Origin of the sequence: Marinicella marina, assembly GCF_030065545.1 — a bacterium.
GTDB lineage: Bacteria > Pseudomonadota > Gammaproteobacteria > Xanthomonadales > Marinicellaceae > Marinicella > Marinicella marina.
Genome location: NZ_JASJNC010000008.1, coordinates 191,473 through 208,790, shown reverse-complemented (window position 1 = coordinate 208,790; position 17,318 = coordinate 191,473). Strand labels below are relative to the sequence as shown.

The window sequence follows — 17,318 nt, the reverse complement described above, 5'->3', positions numbered from 1 at the left end:
CCCATCTCGAACTCAGCAGTGAAATGTAGCATCGCCGATGGTAGTGTGGGAGTTCCCATGTGAGAGTAGGACATCGCCAGAATCTTACAAGTAGAAAAGCCTCAACATAAGTTGGGGCTTTTTTTTGCTTGAAATTTGTGATTCCCAATGAAATTATATTGGCTCATTCAATTTGGCTTCAGGCTCGAGCTGTTGTAGCTGGTTTTCACTTGATAAAACCCAATACTGTAGTTCAATTGTGGCCATCTGGTTTCATTTATTCTTGTTCGGTACAAAATATAGAGAGCAAGTACGGCAGATAGTGCTTTCAATCATGCTGAAATTACGTTATTCGAATGGGGTTATTTGCTTTGAAAAGTCGCCATGACGCATAGCAACTTTTCGTTTGGTGGGAATGAACTAATTAATAGCGTTTCTACATAGGCATGAATAAAAAATATAATAAAAATAAAACGTTAATTTATGTGTACTTACAAAACACTTAATTGATATTAATTTATTGCCTCTATGTGTGCATTTGATTTTGACATGAATTTGAACATATAAATATATTGTTAAAAATTGTTTCATCAGATAAGATGTTAATTAAGAGGGGAAATAAATAGAGCACATTATTAAATAACAACAACTGTTTAATTAGAAAATTATAGCTTGTTTTTCTGGGTGTAAATAATCCCATTAAATTACAAAAAATATCAACAACTTTTGGCTGATAGCAATTTTTTATTAATGGTCGGACTATTTAAATCGGCAAATAATAAACCCATACATAGATACAATTGCTTGATTCTGTCTATTCCCTAAATTAAAAACATACGACACTTCCATTATGGGTGTGGTCATTGATTAGGCGTTATCAGATTGTGAATATGTTCAGTTCAGTTGTTAAATCTCGTGGTTTGTTTTTTATTTTAGTGTTTTTCAGTCAAGCATCTATGGCAATAAACCTAGGTGTTAATATTGATAATGCTCCAATCGAATTTACTCCCGGGATTACTCAGACCTCACCTTATGAAATAACTGTTTCAAAAGCCAATGGCTCGGGAGATGTGTCGTTAATTGAAGTCACTTCCTCCTTCACTGGCAGTAGTGGTGCGATAGAGTCATTCACTTGGACTTGTTCTGCATCTGGTGCATCAAGTTGTGCTTCATCTGGTGCAGTCGTTAATAACAGCAACTCATTTTCTGCTGTGGTAAATTTAAGTGGTGATGGCAATGATGCCACCATCACAATTACCAGCATTACTTACGCATCGGATATTTTTAGTGATTTAAATTTTGAAGTAGATATCACTGACTCAGGTGAGTTGGGCAACGGCAATAACAACAACGACAGTACTTCCAGCAATGACACTGATGATGTTGATGTCACGCGAGTTTCAGTTACAGACATCAGTATAGCTGTGGCAGATACAGTGCCAACATCCACTTACACACCTGGCACCAATGCTTCATATACCATTGTTGTTTCAAACGTCGGACCAAGTGATGCAGATAATGTAACGATTGCAGATGGCACACCACCAGCTGGTTTGAACATCACAAGCTGGGATTGTACGGCAGATACCAACAGTTCTTGTTCTGCCGCCAGCGGTGGCACTAATGTTGCTTTGTCGGTTGACTTGGCTGATGATGAACAAGCTACCATAGTAGTCACTGGCAATTACAGCTCAAGTGCTACAACCTCTCCTTTAACTTATGCGGTTTCTGCCACGGTTACCGATAGTCAAGCGACTGATCCAGATGGTTCAGTAAGTAACAATGCTGATAGCAACACCATCAATCCAGTATCTAATTTGGATGTGGCGTTGACCACACCTGCAGGTACATATACCCCAGGCGCAACAGAAAACTATCAAGTTGTTGTAACCAACAATGGCCCTTCAGATGTGTCGGGCGTAAATGTGGTTGATAACACCATTTCCGCTAACACCATTGGTGAGTTTGAATCAATTTCTTGGACATGTACAGCCTCATCAGGTAGTAGCTGTTCTTCAGGTTCTGGTAGTTTGAATACCACAGCTAATCTGCTGGACAATGGAACGGCAACTTATATCATTTCAGTTGAATACGATTCAGCAGCAACCGCCGATCCATTGAATTATGCTGTCACAGCCACTAACCCAGCGAGCCATGGGAGTTCATCTGACAGTGACGATAAAGATTTGACTCGATTACTTGAATCAAATTTAACCGTCACTTTAGACGATGGGGATTTGACATATGTACCGGGATTGGGTGGTACTTTTACTGCTACAATCACCAATACTGGACCTTCTGATGTAACAGGAGTGACTGTGGTTGACAGTGATTTATCAGAAATATCAGACATATCATGGGTATGTTCGGTAACTGATAATAACAGCAGTTGTGATGATAATGGCCCGGTAACTTTACCTGTTGACACGTCTGTTGATTTGGCGGCTGATGACGCTGCTGTGTTCATCATTGATGTTAATTATTTATCCAGCGCAATAACCAACCCATTGGTTTACCAAATCACCGCAAATTTGCCCGCAGGAGTCAATGGTGACTCATCGGTAACTGGTACTGACAACGACGATGCTTTAGATCGGCAAGTTAATATCAGTCTGCTTAAAGAAAGTAAGGATGGCAGTTTTGTACCAGATGAGCCTTTTACCTACACCATCACCATCACCAATGCTGGCCCCAGTGATTTAGGTGCTCCTGAGGATGGCGCAACACCGGCCGAGAACTTATTGATACTTTCTGACGTTCTGGATGAAACATTAAGAGAGCACCCAACAGAGTGTAACAACATTGGATCACCTTGTTGGAAATACTGTCCCAGTGATTTAGGTGTACCTGGCTCAAATATAAGTCAGGATAACTGTCCCGGGTTTGCAGATATTCCATCAGATTTTGGTGGTACGGTCAGTGTTCCCATTCATTTGTCAGCTGGCAGCTCCTCTGAAGTGAGGGTTCATGCACGTGTCACTGATGAATCAGGTTTGGATGATTTCGGTAATGGCAATAATTGCGATGGTGCAACGTTGCCTAGCAGAGAAATTTGTAACACCGCAGAGGCACAACTCACCACAACCAACACCACCAATATTGGCTCTCAAAACCCACTGTCTTCATTTGTTTCCAATGAAATTGAAGTGGGTACAGATTTGCTTGTAACCAAGACAGATAACCTAACATCAGCCTCTCCGGGTACTGAAATCACTTATGAAATAGTGGTTAGAAATGATGGTTTTACTGATGCCGAAGGCATCACATTTGAAGATATTTTACCGGTTTACCCTGCTGCGACTGCGGGTTTAGAGGATGGCAGCATCTCATGGACTTGTGAAACCCTTGACAGCAACGCTTGCTGTATTTCTCAAAGTACCTTTTGTGGTCCAGAAAACCCCACCAGTGGCAGCCTAGGTTTGGGTCAAAATACACTGCAAACTACCATTGATTTAGGTGGTCAAACTGAAGTGCTTTACACGGTTACAGGTACCATCAGCAACCAAGCCAGTGGCACTTTGTTCAATACGGCAACAGCTACTCTGCCAACAGGCATTGATGAGACCGACGAACTGAATAACACGGCTGTAGATGATGACACAGTGCTTGGAGCGGAATCAGATGTGGCAGTAACTAAAATTCTGCAATCAGCTGAATCAAATCCAGACACTGATGGCGTGACTGATTTGAGTTATTTGGTAACAGTAACTAACAACGGCCCTTCTTTTGCTGATGATGTCCGTGTTGAGGATATATTGGACCCAATCAAATTAGACCTAAGCTCAGCATCTTGGCGATGTGACATCGAAGTAGGCAGTACCGGTACTTGTGAAGAAACGGCAACTGTGAATGGTCAAAATATTGATACCACAGTTGATTTGGCCGTGGGCTCATCAGCCACATTTGCACTCAGTGTCAGTACCATGGCTTTCGAACAAGGGGCAGTGATTAATGTTGCATCAGTAACTGCAAGTGGCTTTGACCCTGTCACAATCAACAATTCAGCAGTGGCAGAGTATGCACTTTCTGGTACCACCCGATTAAGAATTGATAATGATGACGCTTTACAATTTGCTACGCCAGGACTGAATACCAACTACACCATTCGGGTATTGAATGAAGGCCCAGATAATGTTTTTGGCGCCACAGTGGAGAATATTTTTCCTCCGCAATTAACTGATGTTGAATGGACCTGTAGTGCCGTTTCACCAATACCAGGGGATTTAACTTTTTTCCAGTCATCAGATCAAACCATAGCTGGCACAGACATGCTGCTCAGTCCAGATGGCAGTCACATCTATATCGCTTCACCAGATATTGATGGAACCACGCCTTTCAATGGTCGGATTTATGTGTTTGAGCGTAATACCATACAAGGTGCCGATTTTGGCCAAATAACTTTTGTTGAATTTGTTGAGCAGGGTACTGCTGGCATCGATGGGATTGCTTCAATCAATGAATTCCAGATGAGCTCAGATGGTGCTTATTTATATGCCATGTCATCAGAACCTGATGATGCTACAGCTGCAATATCGATATTTAACAGAGACACCAACCGCTTGTCACCGGACTTTGGAAAATTGACTTTCAAAGGTGCTGTGGTTGATGAAATGCCAGTCAATGTGGTGGATATCCTATTGTCGCCTGACCAAGACCATTTGTATGTGACTGGTGATGGTGAAATCAACAGATATGATCGTGACCCCGGAACCGGTTTGTTGACTTTCGATGATAAGTTTGTCACTGCTGTTGCTGGACATTTGGTTGTCAGCAGTGATGGCAGTAATTTGTATGTGGTTGATGAATCTGGTGATCAGCTTGACGCCTATGACAGAAACATTGATGATGCAGTGCCAGAGTATGGCGACTTGACACTCTTGAACAGTGTTAATGAAGTGGCTATTGATGCGGTCAGCGACGTAGTAATCAGTGCAGATGACAGGAGCATATATTTGGCTGCTACTGGAACAGATAGCATAGTGGTCATTGATCGCAACATTACTTCGGGCCAAATCACTTATAACACCAGTTATGATGACACGTTATTGGGCTTTAATTCAACGGGTACCGTAGCTACCACTGAGACACTGGTGGGATTGAGGAAGTTAGCAATCAGCGCAGATGGTGAGCATTTGTTTATCAGTAACCCCAACAGTTCTGATCCAAGTGATGGTAGTTTGTATGTTTTAAGTAGAAACAGCCAAGGCTTGTTAAGCAAAGATCAAAAAATAATTTTGGGCGGCATGGAAGGGCTCAGTGATGTGGTGATTACCGCGGATGGCAAACAAGTTTTGGCCACAGCAACCGACGGCAAAACACTGTTGACTTTTGATCGTCGCCAACCCGATCCTACATTTTCATATGTTGAGACCGAAATAGATCAAGTGAACGACACAGCAGATGTGGCTGGGACCGTTGATGGCTTATTAGGTGCTGGTGCTGTTGTGGTCAGCCGTGATGGCCAAAATGTATATGCAGCAGCCATTGGTGGTGATGCCATTGCCGCATTCACTCGAGATAAAACCAAGGGTTCAACAGCTGCTACCAGAGGCGAGCATTTATTATTCATTGACAGCTACACAGAGGGCACAGGCGGTATTACTGGTATAGCTGATGTCAATTCATTGGCTATTTCCCCTAATGGCAGCTTTTTGTATGCAGGCAGCCGTGACGAGAGTACCTTGGCTGTTTTCAGTAGACAAGCAGACGGTACACTCAGTTTTGTTACCAGTTACGCACATACGGCCGGTCAAAGAGCAGGCTTATTGGGTGTGTCTGATATTTTGGTTGATGAAAACTCACAAAACTTATATGTGGTAGGTCAGTTTGAAGCTTCAATCGCGCATTACAGCATCAGTGGCTCAGGTGAATTGACATTGGTCAGTAGTATTGCCAATGGAGACATAGGTGTCAGTGGGTTAGGTGGTGCCAGAGCACTGGCGTTGACTGCTGATTCAGAGCACGTTATCGTTGCCAGTGGCATCGATGACAGTGTGGTGGTATTCAAGCGGTCGCTGTCAGATGGCAGCATAACCTTTCAACAGAGTTTACCTGGCGTGGGTGATCAACCGATGGATTTGGCAGCATCACCTGATGGCGAACACGTTTATGTCGTATCTGCCAATGACAGCCGATTAACAGTATTGAACCGCAACAACAGCACCGCTCAAAGTGGTTTTGGCCAACTTTCAATCAACAACTCCTATGTTGATGATGTCAATGGTTTTGATCGTTTGCAAGGTCTCAGGGCAGTTGTTGTCAGCCCCAATGGCGAAAAAGTCTATGTCGGTGCTGAATTTGATGCCGCTGTATCGGTGTTAGACAGAGACACCAACCCCAATAGCGCCAGTTTTGGTTTGCTGTCAGTGGTTGAGGTTCAAATTGATGATGTTGACGGTGTTGATGGACTGAATCAGCTGTATGATTTAGCGGTCAGTCGAGATTCGAAAAATGTCTATGCAGTTGGGTTTGGAGACAACGCACTGAGTGCTTTTGTTTTGGGAGAAGGTTCTTCATGTAGTGCCCAAGGCAGTGGCAACATATCAGACGTTGTAGACATTGGCAGCAACGGTACACTGACTTACTCGGTCAGTGCCAAGATCAGGTCCAATGCCACCGATACTTTGGTGACTGAAGCCAGAATCATCAAGCCAGAAAATTTCACAATTGACTCACCATTAGATAATTGTGCTGCGCCAAGCACGTATGCCGATGATAATTGTGATCAAGACACCACAACCCTCGTACCGGTTACAGATTTATCCATCACTAAAACCAATGACAGGTTATCTTCAATTGCTGGAGAACCGGTTGAATATACCATTCGCGTCAGTAATGCTGGCCCCAGTGATGCCAACAGTGGTGATGATGAGCGGGTCATGGTTAGGGATATTTTGGGCAGTGATTTTGAGCCTGATTCGATTAACTGGACCTGTGAGGCCTTGGGATCAGGTGCGTTGTCCTATGTTGATTCAGTGATTGATGGTGTCAATGGCGTTGACGGTTTAGCAGGTGTTTCATCTGTGGCTTACTCGCCTGATTTGGCGGGGTTAGGACCACATGTACTTGCTACCAGCGTCACCGATAATGGTCTGTTGATTTTTGCCTTTGACGAGATGACAGGTTCGCTGACTCAAGTCACACCCCTCATTACTGCTGATTCAGGTTTCAGTTTACGTGGCGCCAGAGACGTTCTGGTGGTTGACAATGACATCTATGTGGCCAGTCAGGTGGATGACGCAGTGGTCGCATTCAAAGCATCAGATTCAAATGGACTAACGATTCAGTCAGCAGGGACTTTCAATAACCCACCAGGGGGGGTGGGTCTTAATCAAGCCGTTTCATTGACCTTATCTGAAAGTGCAAATCACCTCTATGTAACTGGTGCCAATGACGATGCAGTGGTCATCTTCAATCGCGATGTAGCTGATGGTGTGCTGACTTACTCAAATGTTGTTACTGGAGCATCACAAGGCCTGAATGGCATTAACTCAATGGCCGTATCAACAGACGGCTACTCAGCTTATACCAGCGGATTCAATGACAATGAGTTGGGTGTATACAAGCGTGATTTGGTCAGTGGTGATTTGACTTTTGTTGAGGCGGTTGATTTGCCTGGGGTGGCATTTGATGCCATCAGTGATATAACCATCTCTCCCGATGATCAACATGTTTATGTGACCAACGCTGGCTCAAACCAAATACAGGTTTTTGTTCGTGAAACTGAGGTGATTCCGACAGCCACAGAATATGGCTCATTAACAAGTGTACAAACTCTTACACAGGGTGAAGGCGGTATTGGTGGTTTGTTGATGCCATCAAGTGTCGTAGTTTCAGACCTGGGCAGACATGTCTATGTCAGTTCAGAACAATCTGATGCTGTGGTTTGGTTTTCGAGAAATAACGAAACCGGTGCGTTGGTTTATGGTGGTTTAATCAGTGATTTGGTTGCCAGTGTTGATGGCCTGAATGGCGCCATTGATTTGGCTGTTGACGAAATGGGCAAGTATGTTTTCGTTGCAGGCAGCCAAGACAACGGTATTGCTGTCTTGCAGCGGTCGGCAGATTCATTCTGTCCATCCTCTGGTATCGGCGATATGGTGGTTGATGAGGGTGGCTTTGATTTGGGTATTCCTGTGGATTTAGCGGTGAATGGTGAGTTGATTATCAAGGTCAATGCCACAGTTGCGCCCAATGCCTCTGGCACATTAGTCAACGAGGCCACTGTCCTCAGTTGCGAAATACCATTTACTGCACCTATTGAAAATTGTGCGGGCTCAGACCCAAATGCTGCTAATAACACAGCATCTGATACAGATGTACTGGATCCAACAGCGGATTTAATGATCACTAAAACTGACGGTGTCTCCATTTATGATGCCTTGACTGGTGCCTCGCAAGTAACTGGAGATTCACAGTTTTTGTATGTAGCTGCCGCGCAAGATAATGCGGTGAGTATATTCAAAAGAGCAGGTAATCTGGGTGATGGTGGTTTTGGTGCTTTGACCTTTATCGGTAGTTTACAGAATGGCGCAAATGGCGTTTCTGGTCTGTTGAATGCGTCTGATATCATTATGAGCGAAGATGGTGAAACCATTTATGTGGCAGGCAGTGGTGATAATTCGGTTGTGGTCTTTGATAAGTCCAATAACGGCCAATTGACGTTTGTTGAAAAACAAACCAGTGGTGTGTTTGGAGTGAGTGGTATTGAGGGCGTATCTGCATTGACCTTGTCTGCAGATGGTGATCACTTGTATGCTACCGGGCCTTTGACTAACTCATTGGCTGTGTTTGCCGTTGATCAATCTGGTGGTATAGATGATGGAAAGTTAACCTTCATCCAGAAATTGCAGGATTCAGTAGACGGTGTGTCCGGTTTGGCAAACGCCAGTTCGGTGGTCATTTCTGCTGACAACATGCATGCTTATGTCACATCACCATCGGGTAATGCTGTGAGCGTATTCTTAAGAAATCCCAACGACGCCAGTTTATCTTACGGGGAATTGAGTTATTTAACCACTTACTCTGATGGCAGCAATGGCGTCGGCGGTTTACTTGGAGCCAATAAAGTCATCCTTGATGACAACGGTGAACATGTATATGTCCTCTCTGGTGTGGGCCAATCTTTGGCCTTGTTTAACCGTGATGCAATGACCGGTGAGTTGAACTTTGTTGAGTTTAAGCAAAATGGCACCAGCGGTGTAGAGGGATTGAACTTAGCTGCTGAAATGGCACTGAGTCATGACCAGCTGAATTTATATGTGGCTGGCCAAGGTGAGCATGCATTGGTGAGATTCAATCGCGATATCAGTGACGGTCGATTGAGTTTTGCTGAAGTCATCAATGATGGTGATGTGTTATCGCAACCCGGCACTTTTGTTAATGGTTTAACCGGTGCCTCAGGTTTGCATTTAACAGCAGATGGACAAAATGCATATGTTGCTGCAAATCAAGATAATTCGGTGGCCGTATTCAACCGGGAATCAATGGGTACATTGCCTAATCTAGGAGCCATTACTTTTAACGAGGTGCTGATAAATGGCAGTGGTGGTGTGGCCCCAGGTTCGGAACTCACTTATGTGATTGTGGCGAGTAATGCGGGACCCAGTGATGCTGAAAAAGTCAGGGTGGTTGATATTTTTCCACCACAATTTGAACAAATTTCTTATCAATGTTTCCCCATCAATGGTGCTGGTTGTAACACCAGTATTCAGTCAGGAAATGTAGATGAATTGGTCGATTTACCACAAGGTGCTTCAGTTGAAATTAGAGCCACTGGGGTGGTGCGTACTGATGCCCAAGGAACCATCAGCAATACTGCTACAATCGCATCTTCTACCGATCCTGCACTGTCAATCAGTGATCCAAACTTAGCCAATAACTCAGCCACCGATGACGACACTGTACTTTTTGTCAGTACTGATTTAACTGTCATAAAAACCAACAACAGCGATGAATCTGTACCTGGCGCTCAAGTGAGTTATACAATCACAGTCAGCAACGATGCTGCATTAGCGGGTAATGACGTACCTGCTGATGTCAAAGGTGTAGCGGTGACTGATGTGGTTCCTGAGTCAATCAGTGAAGTGGTATGGACCTGTGAAGCATTTCCACTGCCTGGACTGTTGGATGATGGTGATGGTGATCCAGGAGTTGATAATTATTTGAGTTTTACTGACTTGGATCAACATCAGGATGTGGTATTTCATCCGAATGAAGAGTTGGCCTACGCCATTGGTGAGCTAGCCAATGAGTCTAATTTATTGGTTTATCAAAGAAATAGCCGTTCAGGAGATTTAGTGCCAATTCAAACAATAGCTGCATCCACTGTCAGCGTGGGTGGTTTGGCTGGTGCCAAAGCACTGGCTATATCACCCAGTAACAATGAAATCTATGTAGTCTCAAATATTGATGACTCAATCACCACATGGACGATAGATGCTGTCACGGGCACTTTAAGTTATGCCGGTAAACTGACTGATGGTCTGGCCGGAGTTAATGGTTTAGGCGGGGCCAATGACGTACTGGTATCGCCAGATGGATTACATGTTTATGTGGCAGGTAAATCTGACAATGCCATAGCTATCTTTGATCGTAACATTGGGTCAGGGGCGTTGTCCTTTAACTCATTCCTGACTGGGGTAGAGGGACTGGTTGGTGTTCAATCAATGGCACTTTCAGGTGATTATTTGGTGGTGGTTGCTGATGCCAACCAATCCATTGCCACCTTTACAAGAACCATTCAAAATGGACTCTTAAGCAGTGCAGATGTGATACAAGATTTCGAGCTTCAGGGTTCGGTGTTAGAGCAACCACGTGATTTAGTGGTGGTTAACGATTTGGTGTTGGTGGCCAGTTATGAAAGTGATGCGGTGTCATCATTCTCAATCAACCCAACAGATGGCATGCTGAGTTTCGAAAGCATCATACGACAAGGCGATACAGGCGTTAATGGCCTAGACGGACCTGAAAGTATTATAAAAAGTGCATCTGGAAATCAAATTTATGTTGCCTCATCTGTCAGTGAGGCTGTGATGTTGTTTACTTTGAAAGACAATGTACTGGAACCCAGTGATTCAATTTACGATTCAAATTTAATCACTGATTTGGACGGTGTTAACCAAGTGGTGTTGAATCAATCTGGAACCAACTTGTATGCCTTGAGTGACGAACTGGTGTTAACCGCAGTGCAAAGTGGCTCGGCTTGTACCGATTCAGGTCAGGGTTCACTCAATGATACAGCAGACATCGTTTCGATGGGGTATGTCGAGTACACGTTGACAGGAACCCTGTTGCCAACAGCAACAGGTGAGTTGATCAACACCGCAACAGCTTTGATGACTGGCGACTCGGTTGAATCAAGTCCATTTGATAATACCGATACAGATGTGGATATCATGGTGCCGACTTCAGATTTAAGTTTGACTAAAGACGATGCGCTGGTTCAAGTGGTAGCGGGAACTGAACTGCTATATGATTTGTCCGTGTTCAGTGCTGGCCCAAGTGCCATCAACGTGGTCATTGAAGATGTTTTACCTATTTTTCCAGATATTACGGCTGGATTTGAGTCAGGCACCAATGAATGGTCTTGTTCCACTGGCAGAACATTGCAAGTGAATGGTACTTATGAGGATGACGGTTCAAATGGTTTGGCTGCGGGTGATGATGTTTTTGAAAGTCCAGACGGTCAATTTGTTTACGTGCTTTCATCTCAAGGTACCTTGACGGTGTTCTTAAAAGACACCTCCGGTATTTTGACTGGCGTTCAGACGATCAGTGAAGGCGATGAGTTGGCCGGTGGTGAAGTTTCAGGTTTACTTGGAGCCACTGCGGCAACCATGGATGCTGAAGGCCAGAATATATACTTGGCTAATCCCAGCAACAATCAATTGATTATTCTAAGCAGGAATGCCACCACGGGTGTTGTTGATTATGTCAGTACCTTGACCTCTGGAACAGCGGGTATAGTCGGTATGCTCAAACCTGTTAGCGTGGTTGTTGCTCCTGATGGTACAGGTGTCTATGTGGCAGCTTTTGATTCTGATGCCATCACGGTCTTTGCCAGAGACGCAGCAACGGGTGCTTTAAGTTTTGTAGAGCGCGTAAAAGACGGCTTCGGAACCATCGTACCTGAGAGCAATGTGATTATAGAAGTCACTGACTTAACTATTTCACCAGATGGTCAATACTTGTATTCAGCCGCCGATTTTTCAGAATCAGTGGCTGTATTTTCCAGAAGTTCAGATACCCAAGTGCTGACATTCGAGAGGGTCATCAGGGGTGGTGAGGTTCATGGTCAAGTAGCTGTCCCTGTGATTTCAGGTGTCCAAAAATTGGTAATGACCAACAACGGTGATTTCATTTACGTGTTATCAACAGAAACCAGTTCCTTATTGCGTTTCAGGCGTGACTCAGTAGATGGTGATCTTCAGTACTTGTCACAATATACAAACGGTGACATGGGTGTGGGTTCAATGCAAGCACCCAGCGATGTAACTATTACACCTGATGGTGGGCGATTATTAATTACTGATGCTGCCAATGATTTCATCAGTATTTATGACCGAGAAACTGATAATGGTGATTTGAGTTTGATTGATGAATTCAATGTAAACCTATCTGAATCACAAGTTGTTGCTCAACCAGTGGCAATGACGACAGATGGTACCAATATTTATGTGGTATTGAATCAACAAAACGCTTTGCTTGCCATGAGGATCACAGCAGATGCTGATTGTCAAGCCGACAGCGAAATAACTGATACGCCATTTATTCCGTTGCACATGGCCCCTGGTTCATCCGCTCAAATGCAGGTTTCAGGACTGGTTCATCCGTCGGCTCGTGGCACCATATCTAATGTCGCTAATGTTTTAATTAATTCCGGTGATGCTGATAATGATTTAGCCAATAATACGGCTGTAGACAATGACACCGAAATCATTGTTGAAACTGAAGTGGCTGTAACCAAAACAGGCCCAGAACAAAGTGTGGCAGGAGAGCCGATTACCTATGAAATCACTTTGACCAATACTGGCCCAAGTGATGCATTGGGCGTTAATGTCACCGACACATTGGCAACAGAGTTATTCAATGCCACTTGGACCTGTGAAGCCACAGGTCGCTCGGTTTGTGAAAATAGCAATGGTACAGGCAGCATCGATGAATCCGTCAATGTCACCATTGATGGTGAAATTCGTTTCACCATAACTGCACAAGTTGATCCTGCATTCAACGGTTTGTTAACCAACCAGGTTGATACCGTAGTTTTTGAACAGGGTTTTAATACCGATACTGATTTAAGTAATAACAGTGACTTGGTTGAGACTGAAGTGACTCAAGTGGCTGACCTGAGTGTAACCAAAACCAACAATTCGACATCGGTGGTTGCGGGTGAAATGATCAGTTATCAAATAGTATTTACCAATGCTGGACCGAGTGATGCCCCTGCAGTGGTGGTTGATATGATGCCAACTGAATTACAACAAGTCAGCTGGCAATGTGTTGCTGGCTCAGGTTCAAGCTGTATGCCGACAGGTCAAGGTGATATCAATGATACAGCTTACATTGCTGCAGGCTCAGAACTGACTTATCAGGTCAATGCCAACCTCTCAGCAGATGCAACTGGTCAAGTGGTAAACGAGGCCATGATTGATCCTGTTGCGCCTGTGACTGATCCTGATATGATGAATAACATAGCCACAGACAGTGATGGCATAACGCAAGAAGCCAATATTGGTGTTGCTTTGTCAGAGTCAATAGATCCTTATGATCCTGCTGGCCCAATAGACCTGACTTATGTGGTTGAAATCAGCAATTCAGGACCTTCAGTTGCGAACAATGTGGTGTTTGATTTGCCACCATTGTTAAACGGTACCATTGATGCACCAAATATTTGTTCGGTGGACGCAGCAGGTGTTGATTGTACTGTTGGTCAAATGGCAGTTGGGCAGACCCGTGTTTTCTTCTTTGATTACAGGCTCAACCCCAGCCAGATTGGACTATTCACTAACTCAGTGGTTGCCTCTTTAAACACATTTGATCCAGATTTGAACAACAACAGTGATACCACTGAAACAAATCTGATTACAGGTATTGATGTACGTGTTGCTCAAAGCAGTGACAGTGAGGTGTTTGAGCCAGGTGGGGCAGTGACTTACCAAATAATATTAGAAAATATTGGCTCGATTGATGCAGGGGAGGTAACCATTGATGAACAGCTTCCTGTTGGACTGATTGATACCAATTGGCAGTGTGAAGCATTTGATGGTGCATCTTGTCTTAATATTGATACCAACAACCTCACAGGCGGCGCAGACTTGCCGTCAGGTGGCCGTGTGATGTTGACTTTGACAGCAACCGTTGATCCAACATTGGATGAGTTATCGGGCGTGTCGGAAATCAATAATACTGTAGAGGCTGTATTGGTAAATGAGACTGATTATAATTTAATGAATAATACCAGCACTTTGTCTACGCCAGTGGTGTTCTTTATCTTTAAAGACGGTTTTGACGGAGGTGCGCCATGAAAAACGTTGTTAAACCTTTGGCGTTAATTTCCAGCCTTGTATTGGCCGGTTTTGTTGGTTGGTTTATAGCCAACCATCAAACCACAGAAAAAGTCAGCCTCAACAGTGAAATCATAGCAAAAGTAAACGGCAAAGGCTTGGCCAAAGAATGGTTCATTGAACAAATGAAACTCAGAGGTGGTTTGAAGCCGGGTCAATTTCAGACCTCTGAACAGAAACAAGCACTGTTGGACTTTCTGATCAGACAAGAGATTGTATATCAAGAGGCTATGAGCTTAGGTATCGGTGATGATCCTGCTGTTGCCCATTTATTTAAGAAAGCCGTGATTGATAAATACACCACAGAACATTTGAATAAAAAACTTGAACAAGTCAAGGTAGGAGACTCTGAGGCGGAGAGGTACTTTGAACAAAACCAAATGAGTTACAACAAGCCAGCACGCAGGCGAGGTGCTATTATTGTGGCTGAACTTAATGCTGACGACGATGAAGAGGCCAGGAAAGAAAAGTTAGCAAGGATTGAAAAGGCTCAACAAGCTGTGAATGAAATGGATTTATCCACGGCTCATTTTGGCGAGCTGGCAAAAATCTATTCAGATGACCGAGCATCTATGTACCAAGGCGGTGTGATTGGTTGGTTCATCCAACATCCTTCGCGAAAATACAAATGGAACCAAGCTATCATAGATAAGTTATTTGAGCTAGAGAAGCCAGGAGACACCTCAGAAATCATTACCACTGATGACGGTCACTACTTGGTCAGGTTGGTGGCAGCTGAAAATGTCAAAGAAAAAGCCTTCGAACAAGTCAAAAAAGGCATTAAAAACCAATTATTACAAGCCAAAAGAACGCAAGTAAGAGCAGATTTTTTGGCCGCTTTAGCTGAAGATGCTGAGGTTGAAATCAATCAAAAAATGCTGGCTGAACTTTCAGCTATATCTGAACCTTCAAAAAATAAATCCAACACACCACCAGCAATGCCATCGGTGGGAGGCGCCCAATGAAAACAATACACCCTACAAAATTTGAAAAAAACTGTCATTCAGATGTCGATATGAACTTATTAACAAAACTGGTTTTAGTGGTGGCCTTTGTGCTGTCATTTTCAACTGTAGCCAACGGTGCTGTTGCCAACATGCAACAAAGTTTTGAATTGAAACCTGGTTGGAATGCCATCTATGTGGAACTTGAGCCGAATCAAAACCGCATTGAAGACATCTTTTCTGGCATACCAATTAAAAGTGTCTGGCGTTGGATTCCTGATAAACTGGGTGGTGACTTTATTCAAGACCCTGCGGAAGGTCTGTTGTCAGTCGACGGTTGGTTTGGTTATTTTCCAGAACCAAGGCCTGAAGCTTTTCTGACAAATTTATACACAATCACTGCCAATACTGCTTATTTAGTTTATCTGGATGATAACACCAACCGGAATATCAGTATTTCCGGTAAACCTGTCTTTAAAGGCATCAGATGGCGACCCAACGGATTTACCTTAACTGGCCTTCCAGTAGATTCATCACAATCACCCAGTTTTGCGGATTATTTTTCTTTGTCACAAGCTCATCAGGGTCAACCCATTTATCGTTTAACTGAGGCAGGTGCTTGGGAGCAAGTAAGTAACCCATTGACTGAGACCATAAAATCTGGAGAAGCTTATTGGATTTACACAGAAGGTAATTCAAGTTATACGGGTTTAATTAATATCAAATTACAACAAGGTGAAAGCTTAGAGTACAGAACCATGTTTACAGAATTGGATTTTATGATCAGTAATTCCAGTGATGTAACTAACTTTATTCGCATTGACCGAGTTGGTGGTGTCAGTATGCCCATGAAGTTTCTTAATGTTGATACAGAAACTGGTGAAGAAGCGTGGCCAGTGCTACCCGCTTCGAGAATTCTAGAATTAGCGCCGGGTGAGGATCAAATCATTAAATTTGCAGTTGATAGAACCAGCTTCACTGAGGAGCGTATGGAGCAAATTTTCAGTATCAGTAATGAACAAGGAGTCCGGTATTTATTGCACGCTGGGGCTAATACCATACAACCGTTGGCACTTCCCACCAGAAACATGTTGAAAAGGGGCATCACAGAAGTTCCCATGCCTGAGGCAGGATTGTGGGCTGGTACAGTTCAGGTTTTGGGGGTCAGTGAGGCACAAAGAAACGGAGTTGAGCCTACACCTGTAGGTAAGCCATTTGCTTTCAGGGTTCTGATTCATGTTGATGCAACAGGCACGGCCAGGTTACTGAAAAATGTGGTACAAATGTGGCAAGAAGGCACTTATACACCCAGTGCCACCAATCCGGAATTTTTAGAGGTTGATGTACCAGGTAATTATGTCCTCATTACAGATGATTCCTTGATACCTAATTATGCTGGTATTTCTGTAAGGAATGGTCAGTTGGCGGGTCTTCGATACAGTACCATTGGTTATGATTTTCTGGGTGATGAATTAGAAATGGCCGGAGAGTTCTCTGTTGCGAGTTCACTGACTGCCAGTTTGTTGGTAGATTCAGATTTACCAACCAACCCCTTCTATCACAAATACCACCCTGACCATGATAATTTGGATGCGCAGTTTTTGAATTTCAAGCAAGAAGCTTTTCAGGTAACGCGTGAAATGCAGTTTCAATTCAGCCCAAACAACCCAAGGTATCCAGAAATCCAAGATCCGCCCAGTTGGGGCAGTCAACAAATGGGAGGGGTGTTTCGAGAATCTATTTCAGGTTTGCATAAAAACACCATTTTCATCGAAGGTGAGTTCAGACTTCAACGTGTAGCAGCAACAGCTGTCTTGAATCAATAAAGGTG

The 17,318-nt window shown here is 43.7% G+C and carries 3 protein-coding genes and 1 rRNA gene; all 4 read left to right on the top strand.

From position 1 onward, the window contains the following. A 5S ribosomal RNA gene (gene rrf, locus QNI24_RS15490) occupies positions 1 to 82 on the top strand; the annotation flags it as partial. Positions 83 to 935: 853 nt separating this feature from the next. After that, positions 936 to 14,504, top strand: coding sequence for a beta-propeller fold lactonase family protein (locus QNI24_RS13400; protein WP_267176539.1), 13,569 nt, complete (start codon positions 936 to 938; stop codon positions 14,502 to 14,504). Beyond that, entirely contained in the window at positions 14,501 to 15,508 is a 1,008-nt protein-coding gene (locus tag QNI24_RS13395; RefSeq protein WP_267176540.1) for a peptidylprolyl isomerase, read from the top strand. The genes QNI24_RS13400 and QNI24_RS13395 overlap by 4 nt, the downstream gene beginning before the upstream one ends. Beyond that, a complete protein-coding gene (locus QNI24_RS13390; protein WP_267176541.1) occupies positions 15,505 to 17,313 on the top strand; it encodes a hypothetical protein in 1,809 nt (602 codons plus the stop codon). The genes QNI24_RS13395 and QNI24_RS13390 overlap by 4 nt, the downstream gene beginning before the upstream one ends. Positions 17,314 to 17,318 lie beyond the last annotated feature (5 nt).